General features: G+C 42.6%; 20 protein-coding genes. 4 read left to right on the forward strand and 16 right to left on the reverse strand.

Going from position 1 to position 23,767, the window contains the following annotated elements; translation table 11 throughout:
• Positions 1-91: 91 nt before the first annotated feature.
• From ntrC to glnA, 3 genes are all read right to left on the reverse strand, one after another.
• Entirely contained in the window at positions 92-1,528 is a 1,437-nt protein-coding gene (ntrC, locus tag BUA59_RS06730) for a nitrogen regulation protein NR(I) (RefSeq protein WP_072838947.1), read from the reverse strand.
• Complete coding sequence (glnL, locus tag BUA59_RS06735; protein ID WP_084122251.1) at positions 1,525-2,610, reverse strand: nitrogen regulation protein NR(II); 1,086 nt, start codon at positions 2,608-2,610, stop codon at positions 1,525-1,527. Before glnL ends, ntrC begins: the two co-directional genes overlap by 4 nt.
• 337 nt (positions 2,611-2,947) lie before the next feature.
• A complete protein-coding gene (glnA, locus tag BUA59_RS06740; RefSeq protein ID WP_072838948.1) occupies positions 2,948-4,354 on the reverse strand; it encodes a glutamate--ammonia ligase in 1,407 nt (468 codons plus the stop codon).
• A 329-nt stretch (positions 4,355-4,683) separates the two neighbouring features.
• Between glnA and thiI the strand changes: the two genes are divergently transcribed.
• The 3 genes from thiI (at position 4,684) to dtd (ending at position 8,795) form a co-directional block, all read left to right on the forward strand.
• Entirely contained in the window at positions 4,684-6,135 is a 1,452-nt protein-coding gene (gene thiI, locus BUA59_RS06745; protein ID WP_072838949.1) for a tRNA uracil 4-sulfurtransferase ThiI, read from the forward strand.
• Positions 6,136-6,383: 248 nt separating this feature from the next.
• Complete coding sequence (gene typA, locus BUA59_RS06750) at positions 6,384-8,204, forward strand: translational GTPase TypA (RefSeq protein WP_072838950.1); 1,821 nt, start codon at positions 6,384-6,386, stop codon at positions 8,202-8,204.
• 156 nt (positions 8,205-8,360) lie between these two features.
• Positions 8,361-8,795: a D-aminoacyl-tRNA deacylase gene (dtd, locus tag BUA59_RS06755; RefSeq protein WP_072838951.1), complete on the forward strand. Its 435-nt coding sequence runs from the start codon at positions 8,361-8,363 to the stop codon at positions 8,793-8,795.
• A 14-nt stretch (positions 8,796-8,809) separates the two neighbouring features.
• Here the strand turns inward: dtd and BUA59_RS06760 are convergent, their stop codons facing one another.
• From BUA59_RS06760 to BUA59_RS06800, 9 genes are all read right to left on the reverse strand, one after another.
• Complete coding sequence (locus tag BUA59_RS06760) at positions 8,810-11,407, reverse strand: pectinesterase family protein (RefSeq protein ID WP_072838952.1); 2,598 nt, start codon at positions 11,405-11,407, stop codon at positions 8,810-8,812.
• 228 nt (positions 11,408-11,635) lie between these two features.
• Positions 11,636-12,412: a twin-arginine translocase subunit TatC gene (gene tatC / locus BUA59_RS06765; RefSeq protein ID WP_072838953.1), complete on the reverse strand. Its 777-nt coding sequence runs from the start codon at positions 12,410-12,412 to the stop codon at positions 11,636-11,638.
• A 36-nt stretch (positions 12,413-12,448) separates the two neighbouring features.
• Entirely contained in the window at positions 12,449-12,910 is a 462-nt protein-coding gene (gene tatB, locus BUA59_RS06770; RefSeq protein WP_084122239.1) for a Sec-independent protein translocase protein TatB, read from the reverse strand.
• Between the two features lie 3 nt (positions 12,911-12,913).
• On the reverse strand, positions 12,914-13,132 hold the full coding sequence (tatA, locus tag BUA59_RS06775; protein ID WP_072838954.1) for a Sec-independent protein translocase subunit TatA: 219 nt from the start codon (positions 13,130-13,132) through the stop codon (positions 12,914-12,916).
• Positions 13,133-13,148: 16 nt separating this feature from the next.
• Positions 13,149-13,481 (reverse strand): phosphoribosyl-ATP diphosphatase, encoded by a 333-nt coding sequence (locus BUA59_RS06780; RefSeq protein ID WP_072838955.1) that lies wholly within the window; start codon positions 13,479-13,481, stop codon positions 13,149-13,151.
• A gap of 16 nt (positions 13,482-13,497) precedes the next feature.
• Positions 13,498-15,141: a ubiquinone biosynthesis regulatory protein kinase UbiB gene (gene ubiB / locus BUA59_RS06785; RefSeq protein ID WP_072838956.1), complete on the reverse strand. Its 1,644-nt coding sequence runs from the start codon at positions 15,139-15,141 to the stop codon at positions 13,498-13,500.
• Positions 15,142-15,143: 2 nt separating this feature from the next.
• The gene (gene ubiE, locus BUA59_RS06790; RefSeq protein ID WP_072838957.1) at positions 15,144-15,899 is read right to left on the reverse strand and encodes a bifunctional demethylmenaquinone methyltransferase/2-methoxy-6-polyprenyl-1,4-benzoquinol methylase UbiE; all 756 of its coding nucleotides are present in this window, start codon (positions 15,897-15,899) and stop codon (positions 15,144-15,146) included.
• A 174-nt stretch (positions 15,900-16,073) separates the two neighbouring features.
• A complete protein-coding gene (locus BUA59_RS06795; RefSeq protein WP_072838958.1) occupies positions 16,074-17,600 on the reverse strand; it encodes a GGDEF domain-containing protein in 1,527 nt (508 codons plus the stop codon).
• A gap of 15 nt (positions 17,601-17,615) precedes the next feature.
• Positions 17,616-18,236 (reverse strand): thiol:disulfide interchange protein DsbA/DsbL, encoded by a 621-nt coding sequence (locus BUA59_RS06800; RefSeq protein ID WP_072838959.1) that lies wholly within the window; start codon positions 18,234-18,236, stop codon positions 17,616-17,618.
• A 324-nt stretch (positions 18,237-18,560) separates the two neighbouring features.
• Here BUA59_RS06800 and yihA point away from each other — a divergent pair, with 324 nt between their 5' ends.
• Positions 18,561-19,205, forward strand: coding sequence for a ribosome biogenesis GTP-binding protein YihA/YsxC (yihA, locus tag BUA59_RS06805; protein WP_072838960.1), 645 nt, complete (start codon positions 18,561-18,563; stop codon positions 19,203-19,205).
• Positions 19,206-19,424: 219 nt separating this feature from the next.
• Here the strand turns inward: yihA and gshA are convergent, their stop codons facing one another.
• The 4 genes from gshA to hisB form a co-directional block, all read right to left on the reverse strand.
• On the reverse strand, positions 19,425-21,017 hold the full coding sequence (gene gshA / locus BUA59_RS06810; protein WP_084122243.1) for a glutamate--cysteine ligase: 1,593 nt from the start codon (positions 21,015-21,017) through the stop codon (positions 19,425-19,427).
• A 353-nt stretch (positions 21,018-21,370) separates the two neighbouring features.
• Positions 21,371-22,144 carry an imidazole glycerol phosphate synthase subunit HisF gene (hisF, locus tag BUA59_RS06815; protein WP_011978580.1) on the reverse strand — a complete coding sequence of 258 codons (774 nt, stop codon included), beginning with the start codon at positions 22,142-22,144 and terminating at the stop codon, positions 21,371-21,373.
• Between the two features lie 58 nt (positions 22,145-22,202).
• A complete protein-coding gene (gene hisH, locus BUA59_RS06820; protein WP_072838961.1) occupies positions 22,203-22,865 on the reverse strand; it encodes an imidazole glycerol phosphate synthase subunit HisH in 663 nt (220 codons plus the stop codon).
• A gap of 42 nt (positions 22,866-22,907) precedes the next feature.
• Positions 22,908-23,501: an imidazoleglycerol-phosphate dehydratase HisB gene (gene hisB / locus BUA59_RS06825; RefSeq protein WP_072838962.1), complete on the reverse strand. Its 594-nt coding sequence runs from the start codon at positions 23,499-23,501 to the stop codon at positions 22,908-22,910.
• Positions 23,502-23,767 lie beyond the last annotated feature (266 nt).

A 23,767-nucleotide genomic window follows, 5' to 3' on the forward strand; every position in this document is an offset into this window, starting at 1 on the left:
AAAAGCAAGTCAAAAATGGTAGAAAGCTGAGATAATGCAGGCAAATTACATATAGTTTTGCCTGCACTCATTTTCTTACACTTGGTTAATTTTAATCTTCATCTTGCTCGGCGTGATCAATATTCAACTCTTTAATTTTACGAGTTAAAGTGTTACGTCCCCAGCCTAGTAGTAATGAAGCATCACGGCGGCGTCCGCCAGTATGCGCAAGGGCTGTTTCTATCATAATGCGTTCAAACTTTGGAACAGCTTGATCAAGAATGCCTTTCTGACCTGATGCCAATGTGCTGTCCACCCAATTCTTAAGCGCTTCTTCCCATGAGGCAAAAGGTTGTTCGTGAGGAACCGCAGCAAGTAATTCTGGTGGTAAATCTTCCACCAAGACCTCACGGCCTGATGCCATAACAATCAACCAACGACAGGTATTTTCCAGCTGGCGAACGTTACCCGGCCATTCAAGCTGAGTAAGGTAGTTTTCTGTTTCTTTGGTAAGTTGTTTTGGTTCAACAGAAAGCTCATCCGCGGCACGGCTTAAAAAGTGACGAGCGAGTTTTGGAATGTCTTCGCGACGCTCTGCTAACTTAGGCAAATGTATACGGATGACGTTTAGGCGATGGAATAAGTCTTCACGGAACGAGCCTTTTTTGACCAAATTTTCCAAGTTTTGATGTGTAGCGGCAATGATACGAACGTCAACTTTGACTGGAGTATGACCACCAACGCGATAAAACTCACCATCTGCTAAAACGCGTAATAAACGAGTTTGTGTTTCAGCTGGCATATCACCAATTTCGTCTAGGAAAAGCGTACCGCCGTTGGCTTGTTCGAAGCGGCCGCGACGTTGAGTGTTTGCACCTGTGAACGCGCCTTTCTCATGGCCAAATAATTCCGACTCGATTAAGTCGTGTGGAATGGCTGCCATGTTTAAAGCGATAAATGGGTTAGCGGCTCTTGGGCTATGAGTATGTAATGCTTGAGCAACCAATTCTTTACCTGTACCAGATTCACCGTTTATTAAGACAGTAATGTTTGAATTTGCGAGGCGACCAATAGCGCGGAAAACTTCCTGCATAGCCGGCGCTTCGCCAATTATTTCTTTATCGACTTGTGGCTCTTCTTCTGCCACTTCCATGTTGTCAGTACTTGGTCTTGCGTTGCGGTGATGCAGCATGGCACGCTTAACAAGGCTTACTGCTTCTTCTACATCGAAAGGTTTAGGTAAATATTCGAAAGCACCACCTTGGTAAGACGCGACAGCGCTTTCAAGATCAGAGTGCGCAGTCATAATAATAACAGGTAAATAAGGGTGATCTTTTTGTAGTTTTTCGAGCAGTTTTAAGCCGTCCATGCCTGGCATACGGATATCACTGATAATGGCACTTGGTTGCTCTTTATCAATCATGTTGACAAGGTTTTCAGCGGAATCAAACAAGCGACATTGGATCCCTTCTTGTTCTAATGTCTTCTCTAGTACCCAGCGAATAGAACGATCGTCGTCAACAATCCATACGGTTTCTTCTGGTGTCATGAGTGTTTCTCCTGGTCTTGGACTGTCGTCTCAATGGGAATTAATATATTAAATTCGGTTTTTTTTGGGTAACTGTTACATTCAATAATGCCGTGGTGCTGATGAATAACGGATTGTGCGATAGACAGTCCTAAGCCTGTACCATCGGCTCGCCCGCTGACCATGGGGTAAAATAGCGTTTTGAGAATACCTTCAGGTATGCCTGGACCATTATCTATGATGCTGATTTTGCACACTAAGCGATGACGTTTAGAGCCGATGGTGAATTGACGTAACGCACGGGTCACCATATGAATAGTTTTATGACGATTATCTTCATCATCCATCAGCGCTTGCATGGCATTTCTTGTGACATTCAGTAATGCTTGTATTAACTGAGATTCGTCGCCTATTAAATCTGGAATGCTAGGGTCGTAATCTCGGATTAGTTCAATTTGGTTGTCTGTTTCGACAGAAATAAGTTGTCTAACACGTTCAATTACTTTGTGAATATTGAGCGGTTTGTTTTTAGGTAGTTGTCTTGGGCCTAATAAGCGGTCAACAAGATCACGTAACCGATCGGATTCTTCAATGATGACTTGTGTGTAATCGTTTAGTGCTTCGTCAGTAAAGGCGCGACTAATCAATTGTGCGGCACCACGAATACCACCTAATGGGTTTTTAATTTCATGGGCTAAACCGCGAACCAACTCTTTACTACTTTCATGGTTCGCTATGATTTCATCCTCTTGTGAGATGCGCTTCATTCTGTCACGTGGGTACAGCTCTATAATGAGGCTTTCTGTATCATTCGACGTGCCCATGATGGGTGTGACGGTATAGTCACAAAAAAGTTTTTTATTATTGCTGCACTCTATTTCCGCCTCGCGTTTAGTAAACGGATGGCCAGACTCTATTGCTGCATGCAAGGCCTGAATACTTTCTTCGTCTTCACGGAATGCGGCGCCAATGTCATTGCCATAAATTCGGCGTCGGCTCACAGCCAACAACATTTCAGCAGCAGGGTTTAGATACTCGATCTCAAGGTTGTCGTTCAATTGAACAACCGCAGTGGATAAATGGTCGATTAATAAGCTATACACAGACAGTGCCTCTCTATTGACTCCTGCTTTTATGGTTTCCTTTAATAATAGTTGCAAAAAGCGAACCAACATTGGGCAGTTCGAAATGGCTTATTTATTAAGGTCTTTGTATTAACTAAAAAAGTTCAATGCACAATTATAGTGCATGTTGATAATGGTGTTTACTTTTGTGCAGTAAAAAGCCGTGCAAAAAAAAGTTGTGCAATGAAAAGCCGTGTAAATAAAGTCGTACAAAAAAGATCTATAAAAGCTGGGCAATAAAAAACTAAGAAAGCGTTAGTGAAAAAAAAGCCCCGAACTAGGTCGAGGCTTTAGTGTTTACTTAGCAGTTTAAATATTAAGCGCTGTAGTAAAGTTCGAACTCAAGTGGGTGAGTCGTCATAGATACACGACGAGCTTCAGCTGTTTTAAGTTCGATGTAAGCGTTGATCATGTCATCAGAGAAAACGCCACCTTGAGTCAAGAATGCGCGATCTTCGTCTAGGCACTTAAGCGCTTCTTCTAGGCTAGCAGCAACCTGTGGAATTGCATGAGCTTCTTCAGCTGGAAGGTCGTACAAATCTTTATCTGCTGCATCACCAGGGTGAATCTTGTTTTTGATACCGTCGATACCAGCCATCAACATAGCTGCGAATGCTAGGTATGGGTTAGCGGTTGGATCAGGGAAACGAGCTTCAATACGTTTGCCTTTAGGGCTTGAAACGTATGGGATACGGATAGAAGCAGAACGGTTACGAGCAGAGTATGCAAGCATTACTGGAGCTTCGAAGTGAGGTACAAGACGCTTGTAAGAGTTAGTTGAAGCGTTAGTGAACGCATTCAGTGCTTTAGCGTGCTTGATGATACCACCGATGTAGTAAAGCGCCATTTCAGATAGGCCAGCGTACTGGTCGCCAGCGAATTGGTTTTCGCCGTTCTTCCAGAAAGACTGGTGAACGTGCATACCAGAACCGTTGTCACCAACGATTGGTTTAGGCATGAAAGTCGCTGTTTTACCGTAAGCGTGAGCTACGTTGTGTACGCAGTACTTAAGAATTTGAACTTCGTCTGCTTTTTTAACTAGAGTGTTGAATTTAACACCGATTTCGTTTTGTCCAGCAGTTGCCACTTCGTGGTGGTGAACTTCAATTACAAGACCCATACTTTCCATAGCGTTACACATAGCGCCACGAAGATCGTGATGAGAATCAACTGGTGGTACTGGGAAATAGCCGCCTTTTACGAAAGGACGGTGGCCCATGTTGCCGCCTTCAAACTTCTTATTAGAAGACCAAGCTGCTTCTTCAGAGTTGATCTCTACAGAACAACCTGACATGTCAGTTTTCCATTTTACATCATCAAAGATGAAGAATTCTGGCTCTGGACCAAAGAAAGCTGTATCACCAAGACCTGTTGACTTAAGGAACTCTTCTGCGCGAAGAGCAACAGAGCGTGGGTCACGATCGTAGCCTTGCATAGTAGAAGGTTCAATAACGTTACAGCGAACAATTACAGTAGACTCTTCAGTGAAAGGATCCATAACAGCGGTATCATCTTGAGGTGACATGATCATGTCAGACTCGTTGATGCCTTTCCAGCCAGTAATGGATGAACCATCAAACATCTGACCGTTTTCAAAAAACTCTTCATCTACCGTAATAGCTGGAATAGTTACGTGTTGTTCTTTACCTTTAAAGTCGGTAAAGCGAAGGTCAACCCACTTCGCGTCATGCTCAGCAATCAAGGCAAGGGTCTTGTTTGACATAGTTGTTCTCCAGTCGTAGTTAAAGCGAAATTAATTTTCGTTTATAGGGTGCTTCAATATAAAGCGCCATTTGACGAATATAAAGCATAACTTGTGCCAGAATTTTGTGCGGCCTAATAATTCCTTATATTACAATAGGATAAGCATTATTAATTAAATGGCGCACTCAATGGTGGCTAAATCTAGCCTTTAAAAAAGTTAATATGCACCACTTTAGATCGCTTGTACGGCATTTTGTTCCGTATTGGTGCGAATTTAGCGTTTTCGTATCTACGGGCTTTTCTTTATACTATGCGCCTTTCAAATATCCGGTATAAATCGCAACCCCTATGAAATTTATTGTTAAGTTTTTTGCAGAAATCACCATTAAAAGTCGTCCAGTTAGAAAGGCTTTTATTAAACAGCTTCGACATAATGTTAAGTTGGTTCTTAAAAAGCACGATGCCGATGTAGTTGTTTCTGGCAATTGGGATTTTATTGAAGTGTTTTCCGATAGGGATGAATTACGAGAAGATTTTATACAGTCACTTTCTAATATAGCAGGCATTGCTCATTTTCAATTCGTCCGTGAATTTCCATTAGTTGATCTTGATGACATTGTAGAACAGGCTATCGTTTCTTATGGTGATGTTATTAAAGATGCTGTGTTTGCGGTTAGAGTTAAACGTGTCGGACATCATGACTTTACTTCGGTTGATGCAGAAAGACATATTGGTGGCTGCTTAAAAGCACGTTGCGGTGCTTTGGCTGTTCGCTTAAAAAATCCCGAAGTATTAGTGCCCATCGATATTCGTGATAACCGAGTATGGATGATCGAACAACGTGAAGAAGGCCTGGGTGGTTATCCGCTTGGGTCGCAAGATTCTGTGTTGTCATTAATGTCTGGTGGATACGATTCTACTGTTAGCTCTTTTTTAACGATGAGCCGAGGATTGAAAACGCACTTTTGCTTTTTTAATCTTGGCGGTGATGCGCATGAAATCGGCGTAAAACAAGTTTCCAACTTCATTTGGGAAAAATACGGTTCGGCGTTAAATGTTAAATTCATCACCGTGCCTTTCGAGGCGGTTGTTGGCGAGATCTTAACCAAAGTCGATAACGCAGAGATGGGGGTGATTCTAAAACGTATGATGTTGCGTGCTGCTTCTCAGCTAATGACAGAAGTCGGAGCGAAAGCTTTGGTGACGGGCGAAAGTGTTGCTCAAGTATCCAGCCAAACCTTGATGAATTTAAAAGTCATCGATCAAGTGACGGAAGAGTTAGTGCTTCGTCCTTTGATCACTACGAATAAGCAGGTCATCATAGACAAGGCCATAGAAATCGGTACTGCACCTTTTGCGGCCAGTATGCCTGAGTTTTGTGGTGTTATTTCCGTTAAGCCAACTACCCGCGCTAAAATGCACCGTGTAGAGAAGCAAGAGTCCAATTTTGATTTCGCGGTATTAGAGCACGCGATTGAAAACGCTCAGGTTATGTCTATTCAAAATGTGATGGACGATGTGGCTAAGCAGTATCAGGGTGAAGTACCTGTTGTACGTATGCCAGTGGGTGATGAAGTGATTATTGATATTCGTCATCCCGATGAAGCAAGCAATCGACCTTTAAAAGTAAGTGGTCGTCCTGTCAAAGTGATTCCATTTTTTGCACTGGAATCTAATTGGGCTGAATTAGAGAAAAATGTGACTCATTTGCTCTATTGTGGCAAAGGTGTCATGAGTCGTATGCATGCCTCTTACCTACTTGGTAAAGGGCATGAAAACGTAGGTATTTATTTACCTTAATTAAGTACTAATGAACCGTAGCATTTTTGTAGTATATGAATGTTATCGTTTTATATGAAAGCGCATTGTTACTTTATTGAAGTATTTTTGTGGACTTTTTTTGTCACTTTTATGGGATATTTATCAATATAAGAGTACAATTGCGCCAATTTTACCCCGCACCAAGATCCGAGACGCTTGAAGAGCATACCTGCCCGTATCAAGCGGCGGTATATCTTTTTGCTCACGCTAAATGCAGAGAACTATAAATGTCTAATGATATCAATAAGTTACGTAACGTAGCTATTATTGCCCACGTTGACCATGGTAAAACGACCTTGGTTGATCAGCTATTAAGCCAATCTGGCACACTAGATCGTAAAGATCAAGGTTCTGAACGAATCATGGACTCTAACGATCAAGAGAAAGAACGTGGCATCACCATTTTGGCGAAAAATACGTCAATTATGTGGCACGATTACCGTATTAATATCGTAGATACACCTGGACACGCTGACTTCGGTGGTGAGGTTGAGCGCGTATTATCTATGGTTGATTCTGTATTGTTGTTAGTTGACGCAGTTGATGGCCCAATGCCACAAACTCGTTTTGTAACATCAAAAGCATTTGAACGTGGCCTACGTCCTATTGTTGTTATCAACAAAATTGACCGTCCAGGCGCTCGTCCTGATTGGGTTATGGATCAGGTTTTTGATTTGTTCGACAGCCTTGGTGCAACCGAAGAGCAGCTAGATTTCCCTGTTATCTATGCTTCTGCAATCAATGGTATTTCTGGTAATGATCCAGAAAATATGGCAGAAGACATGACGCCACTTTACCAAATGATTCTTGATAGCGTTCCTGTGCCAAACGTTGATCCTGAAGGGACTTTCCAAATGCAGGTTTCTGCATTGGATTACGACAGTTATGTTGGTGTTATCGGTGTAGGCCGTATCACACGTGGTAGCTTGTCTCCAAACCAGCAAGTAGTTGTAAAATCTGCAGACGGTAAAGAACGTAAAGGCAAAGTCTTGAACGTTAAGGGTTACCACGGTCTAGCGCGTGTTGATACTGATAAAGCCTCTGCGGGTGACATCGTTTGTATTACTGGTATCGATGGCCTAAGTATCTCTGATACTTTGTGTGATCCTGCTTGTGTTGAAGCTTTGCCTGCATTGTCTGTAGACGAGCCAACAGTAAGCATGACCTTCATGGTTAACGACTCTCCGTTTGCTGGTAAAGAAGGTAAATACATTACCACTCGTAATATCTCAGATCGTCTTGATCGTGAGCTTATCCACAACGTAGCGTTGCGTGTTCGCCAAGGCGAAACACCTGATAAATTCATCGTTTCTGGTCGTGGTGAGCTTCACCTTTCTGTATTGATCGAAACTATGCGTCGTGAAGGCTTTGAGATGGGTGTTTCTCGTCCTGAAGTAGTTAAAAAAGAAGTAGACGGCAAAATTCACGAACCATTTGAACTAGTAGTTATCGACGTTGAAGAGCAGCATCAAGGTTCTATCATGGAAGAACTTGGCTTGCGTAAAGCTGAGTTAACTAACATGGAACCAGATGGTAAAGGTCGTGTTCGTCTTGAGTTCATGACGCCTTCTCGTGGTTTGATCGGTTTCCGTGGCTTGTTCCTAACACTAACTTCTGGCTCTGGTATTATGACCAGCGTATTTGACCATTATGGTCCAGTAAAAGAAGGTGATGTTGGTAGCCGCCAGAATGGTGTATTGATCAGTATGGTTACTGGTAAAACAGCAGCGTTCGCTTTGTTTAACCTACAAAGCCGTGGTCGTTTATTCTTGGGTCATGCGGTTGAAGTATACGAAGGTCAAGTTATCGGTCTTCACTCACGTGATAATGACTTAACTGTTAACCCAGTTAAAGGTAAGCAGTTAACTAACATGCGTGCCTCTGGTACAGATGAAGCCTTGACGTTGACTCCGCCTATTCGTCATACACTTGAGCAAGCGCTTGAGTTTATCGAAGACGATGAATTGGTAGAAGTAACACCAGAAAGCATCCGTATTCGTAAAAAATTATTGACTGAAAACGAGCGTAAACGCGCTGGTCGTAAGTAATAGCTATTCTTTAAAAAGAGCAGCAGCAAATGAATTCATGTAAATGAATTCGTGAGCGACAGAAGCGCCTTCGGGCGCTTTTGTTTTTTCTGGACTTTGTTAAAGTCATTTGTCTTATTGATCTGAGTAAGCATTGGCAAGTATAGGGAGAGAAGGATGAAAGTCTTGGTGCAGCGAGCCTTAAACGCGAGTGTTGTCGTTGATGGTGAAATCATTGGTACAATTGATCATGGGCAGCTGGTATTAGTCGGTATCGAGAAAGGTGATACGCAAGCAGATACTCAGCGATTGGCCGATAAACTGTTGAAATACCGTATGTTTGGTGATGCAGAGGGTAAGATGAACCTGAATGTCCAGCAGGTTGGCGGTGGAGTGTTACTGGTATCGCAATTTACCTTGGCTGCTGAAACCAAGAAAGGTCTGCGTCCAGGGTTTTCCACTGCAGCCATTCCCGAAGAAGGAGAGCGTTTATTTAATGACTTTGTGAATAAAGTTCGTGCTCAATACAGTAAGGTTGAAACAGGGCGTTTTGGTGCAGATATGAAAGTCTCTTTTACCAATGATGGCCCTGTTACTTTTATGTTAGATTAGATCTTTATGCTGGATTAATCGATTGTCGAGTCTGATAGTGTCTTTAATTTTGGTGTTTGACGAATTTCTTTGGCGATTAATTTAGCAACCGCTTTTGCCCCTTTTTCTTGAAAATGGGTAATATCAGGTTTGTCTAATCGACCTGCACGGTCTTTGTAATAAGGGTATTTTATTGGATCGACAGCGAGCCAATAGTCTTTCCAGTTTTCTTCTCCTAATGTATTAGCAAGTTCTATGGAGCGTGTTTCTATATCTAATAAAGCAATATTGTTGGCTTGGGCTGTGTCTTTAATGGTCTGGCTATAGTTGCCAGTAAAAGAAAATCCCTTCGTGCTGTTTTGCTTAGTAAAATGAGTAGAGACGACGGTGAATTCATTTTTTCCTTTCATGGTTTTCATTCTAGTCACGGGCGTTAATAAAACCGGTGTGATTTTATGTGACTTGGCATAGTCAATAAAAAACTCCAGTGAGCGCTGGAATGAAAGGCTTTCTTGCCCAGCTGGGGCTTGTATTTGACCATCCGCATTATTTGGGTAGGTACAGGTGTTAGCGACATCGTATGGACCGCGTCCGGCGCTGCTCGCGTCACATTTTTCGTCATTGTGACCAAATTGAATAAGTAAATAATCTCCAGAGCGCATCATACTACTGAGGTAGCGAAACCAGCCTTGATTATAATATGAGCGAGAGCTACGACCGGATTGTGCACCATTAATAATTTGTACTTTTTGAGTGTCAAAATTCTCTTGGAAGGTTTGCCCCCAGCCCATTCGAGGTGCAACGACTTGCGGATAGTTTGATGCTGTCGAGTCGCCAATAATAAATACTCTATGTGGAACAGTATTTACTTGTTGCTGCCTTTTTTGGATAGCACTAAGGTCAAACGCTGCTACTTTGCCTTGTAAATCAGGGACGAGTAGAGGCTGAAAAAAACGATCCATTAGAGTGCTATCAGCAACTTCACCAACCTTGGTCTGATAATTTCTATTGCTCCATAACCATTGCGTTAACTGAGCAAATGCTGGTTGCCATTGTGGCTGATATTGCACGGGATCGAAATGTTTTGGCAATCCTAAATCATGTAAGCTGTTATCAAATCCTTGGTGAAAACGTGCTACAGATGAAGCATATTCTTCTGCAGAAAAAATGAGTGGTAGTTTTGGTGAGGACACAACTTGTTGAGGGCCTAAGTAACCCGATGCCGTTGCGGTATCCGATAAAATCAGGTCACTAAACGGGTTAATATTGATATTAATGTTTTGCTCGAGTTGTGGCTTGGTCGGAGCATAAAGAGCTGCCATGCATATTCCGCGTAATGTGTTATTACTTAAACAGTCAGTGTTCTGTTCGGCCGCGGAGACGACAAATGGCGGGATGAAGTCTTTTATTTTAAGTTGATAAGCTCCATGTTTATCCGTAGTGGTTGAGGCTTTTCTACCGTATTGGTCGCTCAAGGTTATTTGGGCTGGAAAATCCATTAGATGGGCGCTTACAATGCCTTTAACAGTCGTGTTCTGGGCAGCCAAAAAAATTGGTTGCCAGCCATCAAGCATGTTCTCGATAGTAAATTTAGTAGCGTCGTTATCGCTTAATTGAGGGCGATAACCCTCTTTTGAGGCGCCAGATCCATAGCTCTTGTATTCACTAAAACGTGCACCATCTTCTGGTGTAAACCAAATAGATTCTCCATTTATATCTTTACCGTGCATTTTATCCCAGCCATAGATGTGACCATCCATCTCCGTATTGATAAAGGTGGTTGAACCCATGGCAAAGGGATCGGCATAACGACCATCTTGAAAAGTAGTAGTTGGGTGCCAAGGGCGGCCAAGAGCATAACTAGCTGCTGGAACGCGGTTGTCTTCTTTTATTAAACGGCTATTTATGAAGACTAAGCCAAAGGCTTGTTTGTCATTGGTGCTTGGGGCTGTTAAATAGCCTAAAGGGAGTTCTTGGTTTGGACGATATCGAGCGACAATGTCGCTGTTATCAAAAATAACTAAGCCGTTGCCGAAAATAAAATCAACAGTGCCGCTGATACGGGAGTTATTGAAATAGCTTCTGCCCCCTTTGCTGTAAAAGGTATCTTGGAAGCCTTCTAGAGATACGTCATAGAAGGCTGACCGGTCGCTTTTTTTACCAAGTAGTAAAGCGACGGCTTGAGTTTGCTTGATTTTACTTGGATCGTCTTTTGCTTTGCTGTCATTAGTCAGATAGTCAAAGTCGTTACGGATGGTAAGAGACTGAGCAGTGAAGTCTTTGCCGTTGATTTCAACCACTCGACTACCTGAAGTGCCAATATTCTTGCCATTATCACCTTTCATGCCTGCAGCAATAGCTTTGGCAATGATGGTTCTATCTCGTCCTGCGCCAATAAAGTGCACATTATCGCGGTCAATAATGATTTGTTCGTTATAGAGGCCTGGTTTGATATATATGCTGTAAGTGCTTTTATCTTCTGGTGCCTTCTGGAGAGCATCCTTGATGCTGCCGTACTCACCAGCTTTTGGTGTGGATGATACGACAGCTTGGTATAAACTGGTCGCATGAGATTGAAATGACAGAAGCGCGCCAACAGTGGCAACTAAGCCTATTGCAACAGAGTGTTTCATTGTTTTCCCTCACATTTTTATTCTTGTCTTGATGGAGTGATGTAGTGCTTTAATAGCTTTTTATAAAGCTCAATTTTTGTTCAAGGTAAGAATATAGCTGAGTGGATATAAATGAAACAGCGTTTTATAAAATTATTTCATTTTTATAAATATTTTCCGCATAACAACAAAAAGACGCTTAAGAGATTAATCTTAAGCGTCTTATGTGTAGTGCGTGAACGAGGGGGGTTATTGGCTTGCTTTGGACCTTTCACTCTCTTCTTTTTCTTCACTCCCATCAACCACAACTTTTACTGTGCGGCCAGCAATAAGTCCAAGCTCGAATAGCATCCACATTGGGATGGCAAGCAAGGTCTGAGAAAAAATATCGGGTGGCGTGATGAGCATGCCAACAACAAAACAACCTAGAAAAATATAAGGGCGTTTTTTGGATAGCGTCGCAACTGTTGTGACACCCGCTTTAATAAGTAAGTAGGTGGCAACAGGGATTTCAAAGGTTACGCCGAAAGCAAAGAATAGTTTTAAGACAAAGTTTAGGTAGTTATTAATATCCGTCATAACGGTCACTTCGCCAGGCCCTACTGTCGTGAAAAAGCCGAAGATAAGTGGCAAGACAACGTAGTAAGCAAACAGAACGCCAGCATAAAAAAGAAAGATACTGGAAACCAATAGTGGAATCGCAATTTGTTTCTCGTTTTTATACAGAGCAGGCGCAATAAACGACCAAGCCTGAAAAAGAGTATAGGGAACCGATATTAGTACCGCGACGGCAAAGGTTAGCTTGAGGGGCGCAAGAAAGGGTGATGCTACTTCTGTTGCAATCAACGAACTGCCCGGAGGGAGTAGTAGTCGTAATGGTTCAGAAACAATCAGATATAAATCGTTAGCAAAAGAATATAAGCCAAGAAATAGAATAAGTATGGCTATAACGCATTTTAATAAACGATTTCTTAGCTCGATAAGGTGAGCGACAAGTGGTGCTTGATTGGAAGAATCTGTACTCATAATGCGTCACATGTCCGCGCTTTGTTAAAATAATGATTAGGTTCGAGAAGCAGTTGTTTCAGTCGTTTTTCTAATATCATCCATGGCTTGCGTCTCAGTTGAGTCTGATTTTTCCATTGTTTCTGACTCGTCAGCCGTAGATAGTAGCACTTCTTTTTCCACCGCTGCTGTATCTGCTTTTTCTTCAGCTGACTGCACAGCGGTAATGGGCTCAAGCGCATCTTTTTTAGTGTCGTAACCCTCAGGGTAGGGCGTTATGGTATTTTGAATCGCCTGACCTTCTTTTAGAAGGCGCTGATTGGTCTCGTTAATTTTCTGTTGCAGCTCTTCATGATCCAGCTGTGCATTAATTTCTCTTTGCACTGAATTAATGCTGCGGCGAATTTTACGAATCCATAGCCCCGCTGTTTTTGCAGCATGGGGCAAACGTTCAGGGCCAAGAATTAAAAGACCAACTACGAAAACAACAAGGAGTTCAGAAAAGCCAATGTCGAACACAGATTAGGCGCTCTTATCATCTTTTTTAACTTCAGCATCAATTACTTTATGCTGGGCGGTTTTTTCGTCTTCGGCTTCCGTGTCTTTGTCGACGGCTTCTTTAAAGCCTTTGACAGCACCACCTAGATCAGAGCCAAGGTTCTTAAGCTTTTTGGTGCCAAAAATAAGTACTAAAATGGCTAAAACAATTAATAATTGCCAAATACTGATTCCACCTAACATAAATTACTCCTACTGCTTATTTGGTACGACTGGCTTTTTCGTCTAAGCCAGACAAGTTAAATCTGCGTGCTAGTTCATCAAGTATAGCATCTGGGCCAATATCTAAATGAGATAACATGACAAGTGTGTGAAACCATAGATCCGCTGTTTCATAAATCAAATCAGATTTATCGCCAGAGATAACGGCGTCTTTCGCCGCAATAATAGTTTCAATGCTTTCTTCGCCTACTTTCTCAAGGATCTTATTTAATCCCTTTGCGTGTAGACTAGCAACATAAGAAGAGTCTGCTGCTGCGGCTTTACGTTGTTCTAGTGTGGCTGCTAATTCAGCCAATACATCGGATTTCATTATAGTCTCTCAAAGGTTACGGTTTTAAGACAAGCAGGTAAATTCCTACTAAAAACAGTCCTAAACTGGTTAAATCGGCGTCTTTTATATGCGTTAAAGATGCAGGATCAGTAATAATCCAAGCCGCACCTAAGCTTAGTAGCCCAAGCAATCTGAAGGGTATATTTTGTCGGCCTTTTTTTAATTCTTTACCTAATTGATCAATAGCTTCGGTCTGCGCCTGCATGCGTTCTTCTTGGTGCGACATTTGTGATAACGCAGTAAAAATCAAATTAGGAATTTGTGGTAATTGACCTGCCCACTGCGGAGCTTGTTTGCGTACTTCTTCCATCACGCGTTTTGGCCCCATTTGTTCTCGCATCCAGTGTTCTAGGAATGGCTTAGCTGTCACCCATAGATCCAAGTCCGGATAAAGCTGGCGGCCCAAACCTTCAATATTGAGTAGAGTTTTTTCCAATAAAACTAGCTGTGGCTGCACTTCCATATTAAAGCGACGTGCGGTTTGGAATAAACCAATCAGTACTTGTCCAAAAGAAATGTCTTTCAGTGGTTTAGCAAACATAGGTTCACAAACACTGCGAATAGCAGACTCAAAGGCATGTACCGGCGTACCTTTAGGAACCCAGCCGCTTTCAACATGAAGTTCTGCAACTAAACGATAATCTCGCTGGAAAAACGCTAATAGGTTACGTGCTAAGTAACTTTTGTCTGCGTCATCTAGGCTGCCCATAATGGCGCAGTCAATAGCGATATATTTGGGTTTCTGTGGATTAGTGGCATCTACAAAGATATTGCCTGGATGCATGTCGGCATGGAAAAAACTGTGCGAGAAAACTTGGGTGAAAAAGATTTCAACACCGCGTTCTGCCAAGCACTTCATGTCGACATTAGCTTTATTAAGTGCTGCAATGTCGGCTACAGGAATGCCAGAGATACGTTCCATGACCATGACATTACGATGACTGTAATCCCAATAGACTTGTGGCACATACAGTAATTCTGAATTGGTAAAATTGCGCTGTAATAAGCCCGTATTGGCTGCTTCTTTGGCAAGATCCAGTTCATCAAGAATGGTATATTCGTAATCTGTTACTACTTCGACAGGTCTTAAGCGACGACCGTCGGCGCTCAAATTAGCAACAAGGTGCGCCAAAGTGTAGAGTAAGCTAATATCTTTACTGATGGTTTTTTCAATCTTCGGACGAATGACTTTAACAACTACGTCTTCGCCAGAATGCAATTTAGCAGTATGAACTTGTGCAATAGAAGCAGAGGCCAAAGGCGTTGCCGAAAACTCAGCGAACAGTTCAGAAACCGGTGCTTTTAAATCTCTTTCGACAATGGCTTGAGCGATATGGCCGGGAAAAGCAGGCACTTTGTCTTGCAGCTTTGCTAGCTCGTCGGCGATATCATCGTCTAGTAAATCTCGGCGTGTTGATAATATTTGTCCGAACTTAACAAAGATAGGGCCAAGGCTTTCCAGAGCCAGACGAAGTCGCTCACCTTTATTTTGACTAGCGCGCTTGCGGCCAATGGAGCAAACAAGGCCAAGAGTGTAACGAATATACCAAGGCAAAAGAGCGAAAGGAATAAACACATCAAGACGAAAGCGCATTACCGTATAGAGTATGCGCAGTAAACGAAAAGTACTGATCAACATGGCTAAAATTTAAATCCTTTATGAAGCGCAACAATGCCGCCCGTTAAATTTTGGTAGCTGGTACGTTCAAATCCGACTTCATCCATCATGCTTTTCAGAGTTTCTTGATCTGGATGCATACGAATTGATTCGGCAAGGTAACGGTAACTGTCTGCGTCATTCGCGATCAATTTGCCCATTGCTGGAAGTAAGCGGAAAGAATATTGATCGTAGACTTGTGATAAAAGCTCAGATTCTGGTTTAGAAAACTCCAGAACTAATAAACGGCCACCTGGCTTCAATACACGATACATAGATGCAAGAGCTTTAGATTTGTCAGTCACATTGCGCAAACCAAAGGCAATGGTAATGCAGTCGAAAGTATCGTCAGGAAAGGGCAGTGCTTCGGCATTGGCTTGAACAAATTTCACGTTACCAACAATGCCTTGATTGGCGAGCTTGTCACGACCAACTTTCAGCATTGAGTCATTAATATCCGCTAGAATGACTTGTCCTTCGCTACCCACAAGGCGAGAAAATTTAACCGTCAAATCACCTGTGCCGCCGGCGATATCTAGCACGCTGTTGCCAGCACGAACGCCTGATTGGCTAATAGTGTGTCGCTTCCATAGACGATGAATACCACCGGACATCAAATCATTCATAATGTCGTATTTGGCAGCTACGGAATGAAAAACTTGTGCGACGGCTTTCACTTTTTCATCTGTTGGGATTTCTTTGAAGCCGAAGTCGGTGGTTTTTTTCTGATCGTCTTGCATAAACTACTTCATCCTAGTGGCGGCATCGCTCGCCATTCTCTTTATTGAAAAGCTTTATTGGGAGCCTATTGAAAAGCCTAATTTAATCGCTTTATCGTTGTTTGACAGCGTTGCGTTCAATGTAAGTGGTTATTGTAACCGCGACAGCAAAGCTCTGGTACTGCTTTACCTAAACTATTTATTCGCCATGACTCTATTTCGTCCTGCTTCTTTAGCCATATAGAGTTGTTTGTCAGCTCTAGCGAATAAAGATTCTGGGTTTTCTTGTGCGTGAAGTTCTGCGATACCAATTGAGATGGAAATCGATACTGGCTCGCCTTGCATATTGAATGGTGTTTTGGCTACGGCAAGTCGAATGGCTTCAGCACGTTCGATGGCTTGTACTAAAGTAGTATCTGGAAAAGCGATAACAAATTCTTCGCCGCCGTAACGAAACATAAGATCTTCTTTTAATAGAGCGCTACGTATTTGTTTTGGTACGAGGCGTAATACTTTGTCGCCAGCAAGATGCCCCCAAGTATCATTCACTTTTTTAAAATGGTCGATATCGCAGACTGCTAAGCAAATGGGTTTTTGAGTTTTTTGCATGATTTTGCATAAGGGCAAAATAGCATCTTGGTAAGCGGTTCGGTTTGGTAGGTCAGTCAATGAATCTGTCATTGCTTGAGCGAGCTTTTCTTGCAGTAATGAGCGAAGTGACACCGTATCTTTTTCCATTCGCGTTACTTTATTTTTAAGTAAGGAGATGGATTGATTAGCGTGTTTTTCCTGCTCTACCATTTGCGTCTTGTATTCGGTCATGGTGCTTGAAATAGTCGACAGCCTATTGTTAATAAGTGTTTTTAGGCTTTCTAAATCGTTGGCGCTCTGAACTGCTTGTGATGTGTCTGTAACTTGTTTTTGTAGCTTGTTATTAAAGCCTTCGCGACTCACAGATAGCGACTTCTGTGAGTGATAACTACTGGAGATGGATTCGTTGATACTGGCAAGTTGCTTATTTAACTGATTAAGATAGTTAGTCAGACTTTCTTGTGTTTTGCCGATAGCGATCATTATTAAGTTAATAGCTTCATCAAGTAGTCCAGGAAGCTGTTGGAGGTTGTCGTTGCCTAAAAGTGCTTTTTTTAAGTCGACAATGTCTTCGTCGTAATGACTCGGTAATGATAAGTTATTCATGAGCCCAGCAAGTGTGTGGCTAATTTGAATCATGATTTCTTGATCATTTTTCTGTGATTTCGTTTCTAGATCTCGATTGAAAAACCGTCTAAAAAGTGAGCTTTTAGGTTGGCTTGACTCTATTTGGGTCAATGTTTTCTCAGCCAACGACAAAAAGCCTTTTAAAAGATGAGGCCATTTAGATGGAGTTTGCCAGTGTAGGCGTATTTGGGCTTCAAGTTCTTTTTTCTCGTTCTGAGGGACTCTTTTGCTGTCTTGTTTTTCAAGCAGATCGATAAGTTCTTGTAACGTACTTCTAACCTGTTTAGCTCGGCTGCTTTGGGCTTCATCACTTTTGATTAGCAGCGGTTCTGCATTATTAAGCACATCTTGTATTTCTTGGGCATCCGCTCCTTTGGTTATAACTTGGCGAATTTGGCGAACAACGGAATCAAGCTCTGGGTCATTCCCTTCAGCTAGCATACTGGTTCTGGAAACTGCTTTACGTAACGCTTCTATCAGTTTGTCACTCGATGATTCCGTCATATCGCCTCATTTTTATTATTTCTGACGTTCTTTTTCGATAAGAAAATCAACAACTTTGTAGATATTTTCATTGCCATTTGCAGTTTCAGCGCTTACCAAGTATTTACCGTTTACGATTATTCCTGGTACACCGCGAGCGCCGTAGGCACGTATTTTTGCATCGGCTTGGCTAAGGCGGCTATTCACAGCAAAAGAATTGAATTGCTTACGAAATTCATCTTCACTAACACCATAGTTTGAAAAGAAAGCAGCAAGTGCGTCTTCAGAGTTTAGATTACGGTGTTCAACATGGATAGCATTAAAAAGATCTGCGCGAATTTTATCTTCTATACCAAGTAGATCGGCGACATAGAAGGCTTTTGCATGTGCTAACCAACCACGACCGAACACAGCTGGCAAGAATTTGAAATCAACATCGTTTGGTAGATTTTTTTTCCAAGCTTGAGTGATAGGTTCTAGTTTGTAGCAATGTGGGCATCCGTACCAAAAAATTTCAGTAACTTCGATCTTACTAGGGTCACTAGTGCGAACTGGCGTTTTTATAGTTGTATAACCATTACCGTCACTGTATTCAGCGGCAGCAGCAGTCAGTGGGATAAGTAGGGAAAGTATCAGCGCTGAAAACAGCTTTATCATGGATTACTCCTAGTCGTATTTATAGTCATGTTAATTTACAAAGGTATTCTTACATCATGCACAGAATTACAACAGAATACGATTCCATCAAAGACTTAAGGTTCTAATTTTCCAGTAAGTTTACATAAAACTTACATCTATGACGCCTATTGTCCGGCTGTTATTTGTCGTGTTTTGTAAATCCTTGTCTCAATTGTGTTCATTTACCCAGATTGAGGTAGCTTATCGAGTTTAACATGGCATATTTTCGCGTTTGCTGGCATTATATACAGCAATTGAAACAAACCTGAATGCAAATCCGAATCTATTGACGAATATCAACTTATGACCCCTTTTGACTCCACGTTCCAATCCGCGCACTTCATTAAGAGTGCTGAGAAACTTTCTCAATGTCCTTTAGACCAAGGTGTTGAGGTCGCATTTGCAGGTCGCTCAAATGCTGGTAAATCTACAGCGCTAAATACCCTTACGAATCAAAAGAAATTGGCGCGTACCTCAAAAACGCCAGGTCGAACTCAGTTGATTAACTGTTTTGGGTTAAATGTTGATGATCGTCGTCTAATTGACCTTCCAGGTTACGGATTCGCTAAAGTGCCTATTGCCATGAAAAAAGTCTGGCAAGCACACATGCAAGATTATTTGATGAATCGTCGTTCTTTGGCTGGAGTTGTCTTGGTAATGGATATCCGCCATCCATTAAAAGAATTCGATGAAATGATGTTGGATTGGGCGAAATCTAACCGCATGAAAGTTCATGTGTTGTTAACCAAGTCTGACAAGCTAAAACGTGGACCAGCAAAATCCACCATGTTGGCTGTGCAGAAGGTTATCAAAACACTTGGCGTTGATGGATCAGTACAGACTTTCTCTTCTTTGAGCGGTGACGGTGTTGATGATTTACGCACTAAACTGGCTGAATGGTTGGTGCTTGATAACCTTGAAGGTATACCAGTTTCGCCAAACGCATAATAGTTTTTATGATTGGCATTTTTGTAGCCCATCTTTTTTGCGAAGGAAGCTGTCGTTAAACGACTTCCAATCACCTGTAGATCGGCTTTTAGGCTGTCAAAAAGCATCTGGCCTTTACCAAAGCCCCTTGACGCGCTAAAGCACGACCTACACAAGCCCTGAATCACGACCTACAAAAAACAATCACCTGTAGGTCGGGTATTTATAACGACACTAAACTCATTGCGGTGTTAAATAAGCGGCTAGGAAGGTATCAAAGTCTACTTCATCGGCAGCTTCAATCGCCTCTTGATCACGTAACGAGCGTTCTGCTTTTTCCATAAACTCATGAGTAAGTTCATCGGATAAAGGGCACGACATCCATTCTGTTTGCTGTTCTTTCGATAGCGCCAACATGGCATTTTGATAACCTTGTTGTGCTTTACTGCGTTCAAGTAGCTGCGCAGAAGGTAATAGCGCTTCGTTGCTTAACTTTTCACGTTGTACTTTTACCGCTTGTTTGTAAGCAGGGTTACCTGTTTTCTCAGATAAAAATTCAGCAACTTCTGCGAGTGAGTTCAGCATGTCTTTTGCTTTCGTGCGAAGCTTAGTTGGACCTTGGCCAAAATCAAAGTCCATGTCTAGGTCACGACCATGGGATGCAATTTCTTGCTGCATTTTACGAAGTTGGCTGCATTCAGCACTGCCTAGTCGCTCATCGCCACGTAACATGCAGTAAAGCAGGAATACATCAATGAAATACAAGGTCGAAGATTGCATGCCGATAGAAGAGCTTGGATCTAGATCCATAATGCGAACTTCAATGTATTCAACGCCTCTGGCATGCAGGGCTGCACTTGGGTGTTCGCCAGGTTGCGTGACGCGTTTAGGGCGAATGTCGCTGTAATACTCATTTTCGATCTGCAATAAATTGCTATTAAGTTGGCGATATTGTCCATCGACTTTCACACCAATGTCTTGATAGCGCAGATAAGGTGTCTGTAGGGCTTTTTTTACCGTGCTGATGTAGGTTTCAACTTCGTTGTAACATACATATAAATCGGCTTGAGCCTTATTTTGATAACCAAGATCACTCATGCGAAGTGAGGTGGCTTTTGGGCCAAACCAAGTGTTCTTTTCTAATTCATCTAGGCTGTCAGGCTTTTTCGGTAAAAAGCTTTCATCAATAGCGGGTGATGCACCGAACAACAGCGATAGCATCCAAGAGCTACGACGGAAGTTACGGATCAAAGCAAAGTAGCTGTCTGATTGAAACGCTTGTTTTTCAGCTTTTGAAAGATTGGATTTGCCTTTGTAGCTTTCCAAGAAAGACCAGAAGTCCTTATCAAAAGAGAAGTTGTAATGCATGCCAGCGATACATTGCATGATACGACCATAACGATTAGACAGACCTTCGCGGTAAACGCGTTTTAGCTTACCAGTGTTTGATTCGCCATAATACGCTATAGGAACATCTTCGTTACCCGCTAAATAACAAGGCATACTGGCCGGCCACAAACATTCGTCTTGCTTATATAGTTCGTGGTTAACCAAGTTATGAATGTCTTCTAGCTCTTTAATGACACCTTCAACGCTTGGGTGAACGCCAGTAATAAATTCCATCAAAGATTCGGAATAATCCGTTGTGATGGAGCTATGAGTCAGTGCCGAGCCCAATGCTTTCGGGTGAGGCTTATGCGAGATGTGGCCTTCAGTTCGGTCAACTCGTAGCGCTTCTCGTTCTACGCCACGATGAAAGGTGAGTGCAGAAGTCGTCGCGGCTTGCTGGCAATGAGTTGCCAGCGCTTGCAAAGCATCGGTTAAGGTGGTCAAGAAGTCTTCCTTCTATTGAATAAGGCAAAATTGAATTTCAGGGATTGTACTCGGCAGAGCTGATTCGCAGCAAGCAACAGATACCCCATGCACAAAAAATGCTGACTTCTAGAACATAGATATAAGAAATTTGTCGCGCAAGGGCACGACAAAAAATATCCCCCTGAATCGCAGCCTACAAAAATCAAATCACCTTTAGGCCTTCAGGCCGTCAAAAGTCTAATGACACCAAACCAAAAAACTTGACGCACTAAAGCACGACCTAAAAAAACATACCCTTGAATCACGGCCTACAAAAATCAAATCACTTGTAGGTCGGCCTTTAGGCCGTCAATTTTTCCTCGATGAATGGATTAAAGGCGCATCTCAATGCCAGCATCGGTCATGCGCTGTTTTGCTTCTTGGATGCTGTATTCGCCAAAATGGAAAATACTGGCTGCCAATACGGCATCCGCCTTGCCTTCAATGACACCATCTACAAGATGATCCAAGTTGCCAACACCGCCAGAGGCGATTACTGGTACATGAACCGCTTCACTTATAGCGCGAGTGACACCAAGGTCGAAACCATTTTTAGTACCGTCACGGTCCATACTGGTTAGCAGGATTTCCCCTGCGCCGTATTCAACCATTTTCTTTGCCCATTCAACGGCATCTAAACCTGTTGGTTTGCGGCCGCCATGAGTAAAGATTTCCCACTTATCAGGTTCACCTTCCGCGCTGACTTTTTTTGCATCAATGGCAACAACAATACATTGAGAGCCAAAGCGTTGTGCGGCCTCGCGAACAAATTCAGGGTTAAATACCGCTGCGGTATTAATGCCGACTTTGTCTGCACCGGCGTTTAACATACGGCGAATGTCTTCGCAGGTACGAATGCCTCCGCCAACAGTCAGAGGAATAAACACTTGGCTGGCAATGGCTTCGACCATATGAACGGTCGTTTCACGATCGTCCGAACTGGCTGTGATGTCTAGAAAAGTAATCTCATCTGCGCCTTGCTCGTTGTAGCGTTTTGCTACTTCAACAGGATCGCCAGCGTCACGAATATCGACAAACTGAACGCCTTTTACAACGCGGCCATTGTCCACATCAAGGCAAGGAATAATACGTTTTGCTAAGCCCATAAAATGGCGCTCCTAGAATCTAATGTGCTTCTATCCAAACAAACTCGATGGCTCGTAGTTATGGCTTGCCATCCCAGTGAAGGAAGTTTTTATAAAGCTGAAGACCGTCTTTATGGCTTTTTTCTGGGTGAAATTGCACGGCGAAAACATTGTCTCGAGCGAGTGCAACACAGAACTCCAAACCGTAATCACAGGTGCCAGCAACTTCACTTTTATTTTCAGGTACAACATAAAAACTGTGTACAAAATAAAAGCGAGCGTTGTCAGGAATATCTGCCCAAAGAGGGTGATTTATTGTGTGTTTAACCTGATTCCAGCCCATGTGCGGCACTTTAAGTTTGCTACCGTCATGATCTGTGTGCTTTTCACCAAAGAACAAAGCGTTGCCTTGGAAATGGTTCAAACAATCTACACCGCCGTTTTCTTCGCTGTGAGACATCAAAGATTGAATGCCGACACAAATAGCGAGAAATGGCTTTTCCGCCATGGCTTTACGAATGCTCGGAACCAGTCCTGCATTGTTCATTTCACCGATACAATCACGAATCGCACCAACGCCGGGTAATAGCACTCGATCTGCTGCATCAATAACCGCAGGATCACTGGTTACAATTACCGTGGTATTTTCATCAGCGACGTGTTCAAGGGCTTTGGCAACCGAGTGAAGGTTGCCCATGCCGTAGTCGATCACTGCGACTGTGGATTTTTTCATGTCACTCATACTCTTATTGCTCATACTCTTACCGCTCAAACTAAGAGAGTCCTATAAAGAACCTTTAGTGGAAGGCATTTGCCCTGCCATGCGCTCGTCAGCTTCTAGAGCCATGCGTAGCGCACGTCCAAATGCTTTGAAGATGGTTTCCGCTTGGTGGTGAGTATTTTTACCGCGAAGATTATCAAGGTGAAGCGTTACTTTGGCATGGTTGATAAAACCGTGGAAAAATTCTGAGAACAAATCCACATCAAAACCGCCAACAGAGCCACGAGTAAAAGGTACATGCATTTCTAGACCTGGACGGCCTGAGAAATCTATCACTACGCGAGACAAGGCTTCATCTAATGGTACATAAGCGTGGCCATAGCGTTTGATGCCTTTTTTATCGCCAACGGCAATGTCAAAAGCTTGTCCTAAAGTGATGCCCAAATCTTCGACTGTGTGGTGAGCATCAATGTGAAGGTCGCCAACTGCATGAATGTCTAAGTCAATCAGACCATGACGTGCTACTTGCTCAAGCATATGGTCAAGGAAAGGGACGCCTGTGACGCAGTTGAATTTACCGGTACCGTCTAAGTTAATCGACACCTTGATCTGAGTTTCAAGCGTATTACGCTCGACACTGGCAATGCGATCGGACATTGATTGGTTTCTCCACAGTGATGGTGACGAATAGTCGCCACGTTTTTGTATATTAAGAGCATGACATAATTTCCCTATTATAGAACGTGGGCTCTTTAGCTTCTATGCTTTGTCTGTGTGTTTTTTAATGAGTTGTCTCTATTGCGTCGATAAACTCCTAATTCGAATGCTATGATATTGCATCTATACGATGCAGAATGCGTTCTTAGTTAGGTTTCAGGTTAGGTTGAACGCATTTGTCGGAATACATTTATTAAGGAGTTTGT

The sequence above is a fragment of the Marinomonas polaris DSM 16579 genome, assembly GCF_900129155.1.
GTDB classification, from domain to species: domain Bacteria; phylum Pseudomonadota; class Gammaproteobacteria; order Pseudomonadales; family Marinomonadaceae; genus Marinomonas; species Marinomonas polaris.

Coding starts and splice junctions, on each gene's coding strand:
- BUA59_RS06760 (WP_072838952.1), bottom strand. CDS start 11,407: ATGAAACACTCTGTTGCAATAGGCTTAGTTGCCACTGTTGGCGCGCTT.
- BUA59_RS06780 (WP_072838955.1), bottom strand. CDS start 13,481: ATGAAATCCGATGTATTGGCTGAATTAGCAGCCACACTAGAACAACGT.
- yihA (WP_072838960.1), top strand. CDS start 18,561: ATGACCCCTTTTGACTCCACGTTCCAATCCGCGCACTTCATTAAGAGT.
- hisF (WP_011978580.1), bottom strand. CDS start 22,144: ATGGGCTTAGCAAAACGTATTATTCCTTGCCTTGATGTGGACAATGGC.
- typA (WP_072838950.1), top strand. CDS start 6,384: ATGTCTAATGATATCAATAAGTTACGTAACGTAGCTATTATTGCCCAC.
- dtd (WP_072838951.1), top strand. CDS start 8,361: ATGAAAGTCTTGGTGCAGCGAGCCTTAAACGCGAGTGTTGTCGTTGAT.
- BUA59_RS06800 (WP_072838959.1), bottom strand. CDS start 18,236: ATGATAAAGCTGTTTTCAGCGCTGATACTTTCCCTACTTATCCCACTG.
- ubiE (WP_072838957.1), bottom strand. CDS start 15,899: ATGCAAGACGATCAGAAAAAAACCACCGACTTCGGCTTCAAAGAAATC.
- glnA (WP_072838948.1), bottom strand. CDS start 4,354: ATGTCAAACAAGACCCTTGCCTTGATTGCTGAGCATGACGCGAAGTGG.
- hisB (WP_072838962.1), bottom strand. CDS start 23,501: ATGTCCGATCGCATTGCCAGTGTCGAGCGTAATACGCTTGAAACTCAG.
- BUA59_RS06795 (WP_072838958.1), bottom strand. CDS start 17,600: ATGACGGAATCATCGAGTGACAAACTGATAGAAGCGTTACGTAAAGCA.
- tatA (WP_072838954.1), bottom strand. CDS start 13,132: ATGTTAGGTGGAATCAGTATTTGGCAATTATTAATTGTTTTAGCCATT.
- ubiB (WP_072838956.1), bottom strand. CDS start 15,141: ATGTTGATCAGTACTTTTCGTTTACTGCGCATACTCTATACGGTAATG.
- ntrC (WP_072838947.1), bottom strand. CDS start 1,528: ATGACACCAGAAGAAACCGTATGGATTGTTGACGACGATCGTTCTATT.
- tatC (WP_072838953.1), bottom strand. CDS start 12,412: ATGAGTACAGATTCTTCCAATCAAGCACCACTTGTCGCTCACCTTATC.
- hisH (WP_072838961.1), bottom strand. CDS start 22,865: ATGAGTGACATGAAAAAATCCACAGTCGCAGTGATCGACTACGGCATG.
- thiI (WP_072838949.1), top strand. CDS start 4,684: ATGAAATTTATTGTTAAGTTTTTTGCAGAAATCACCATTAAAAGTCGT.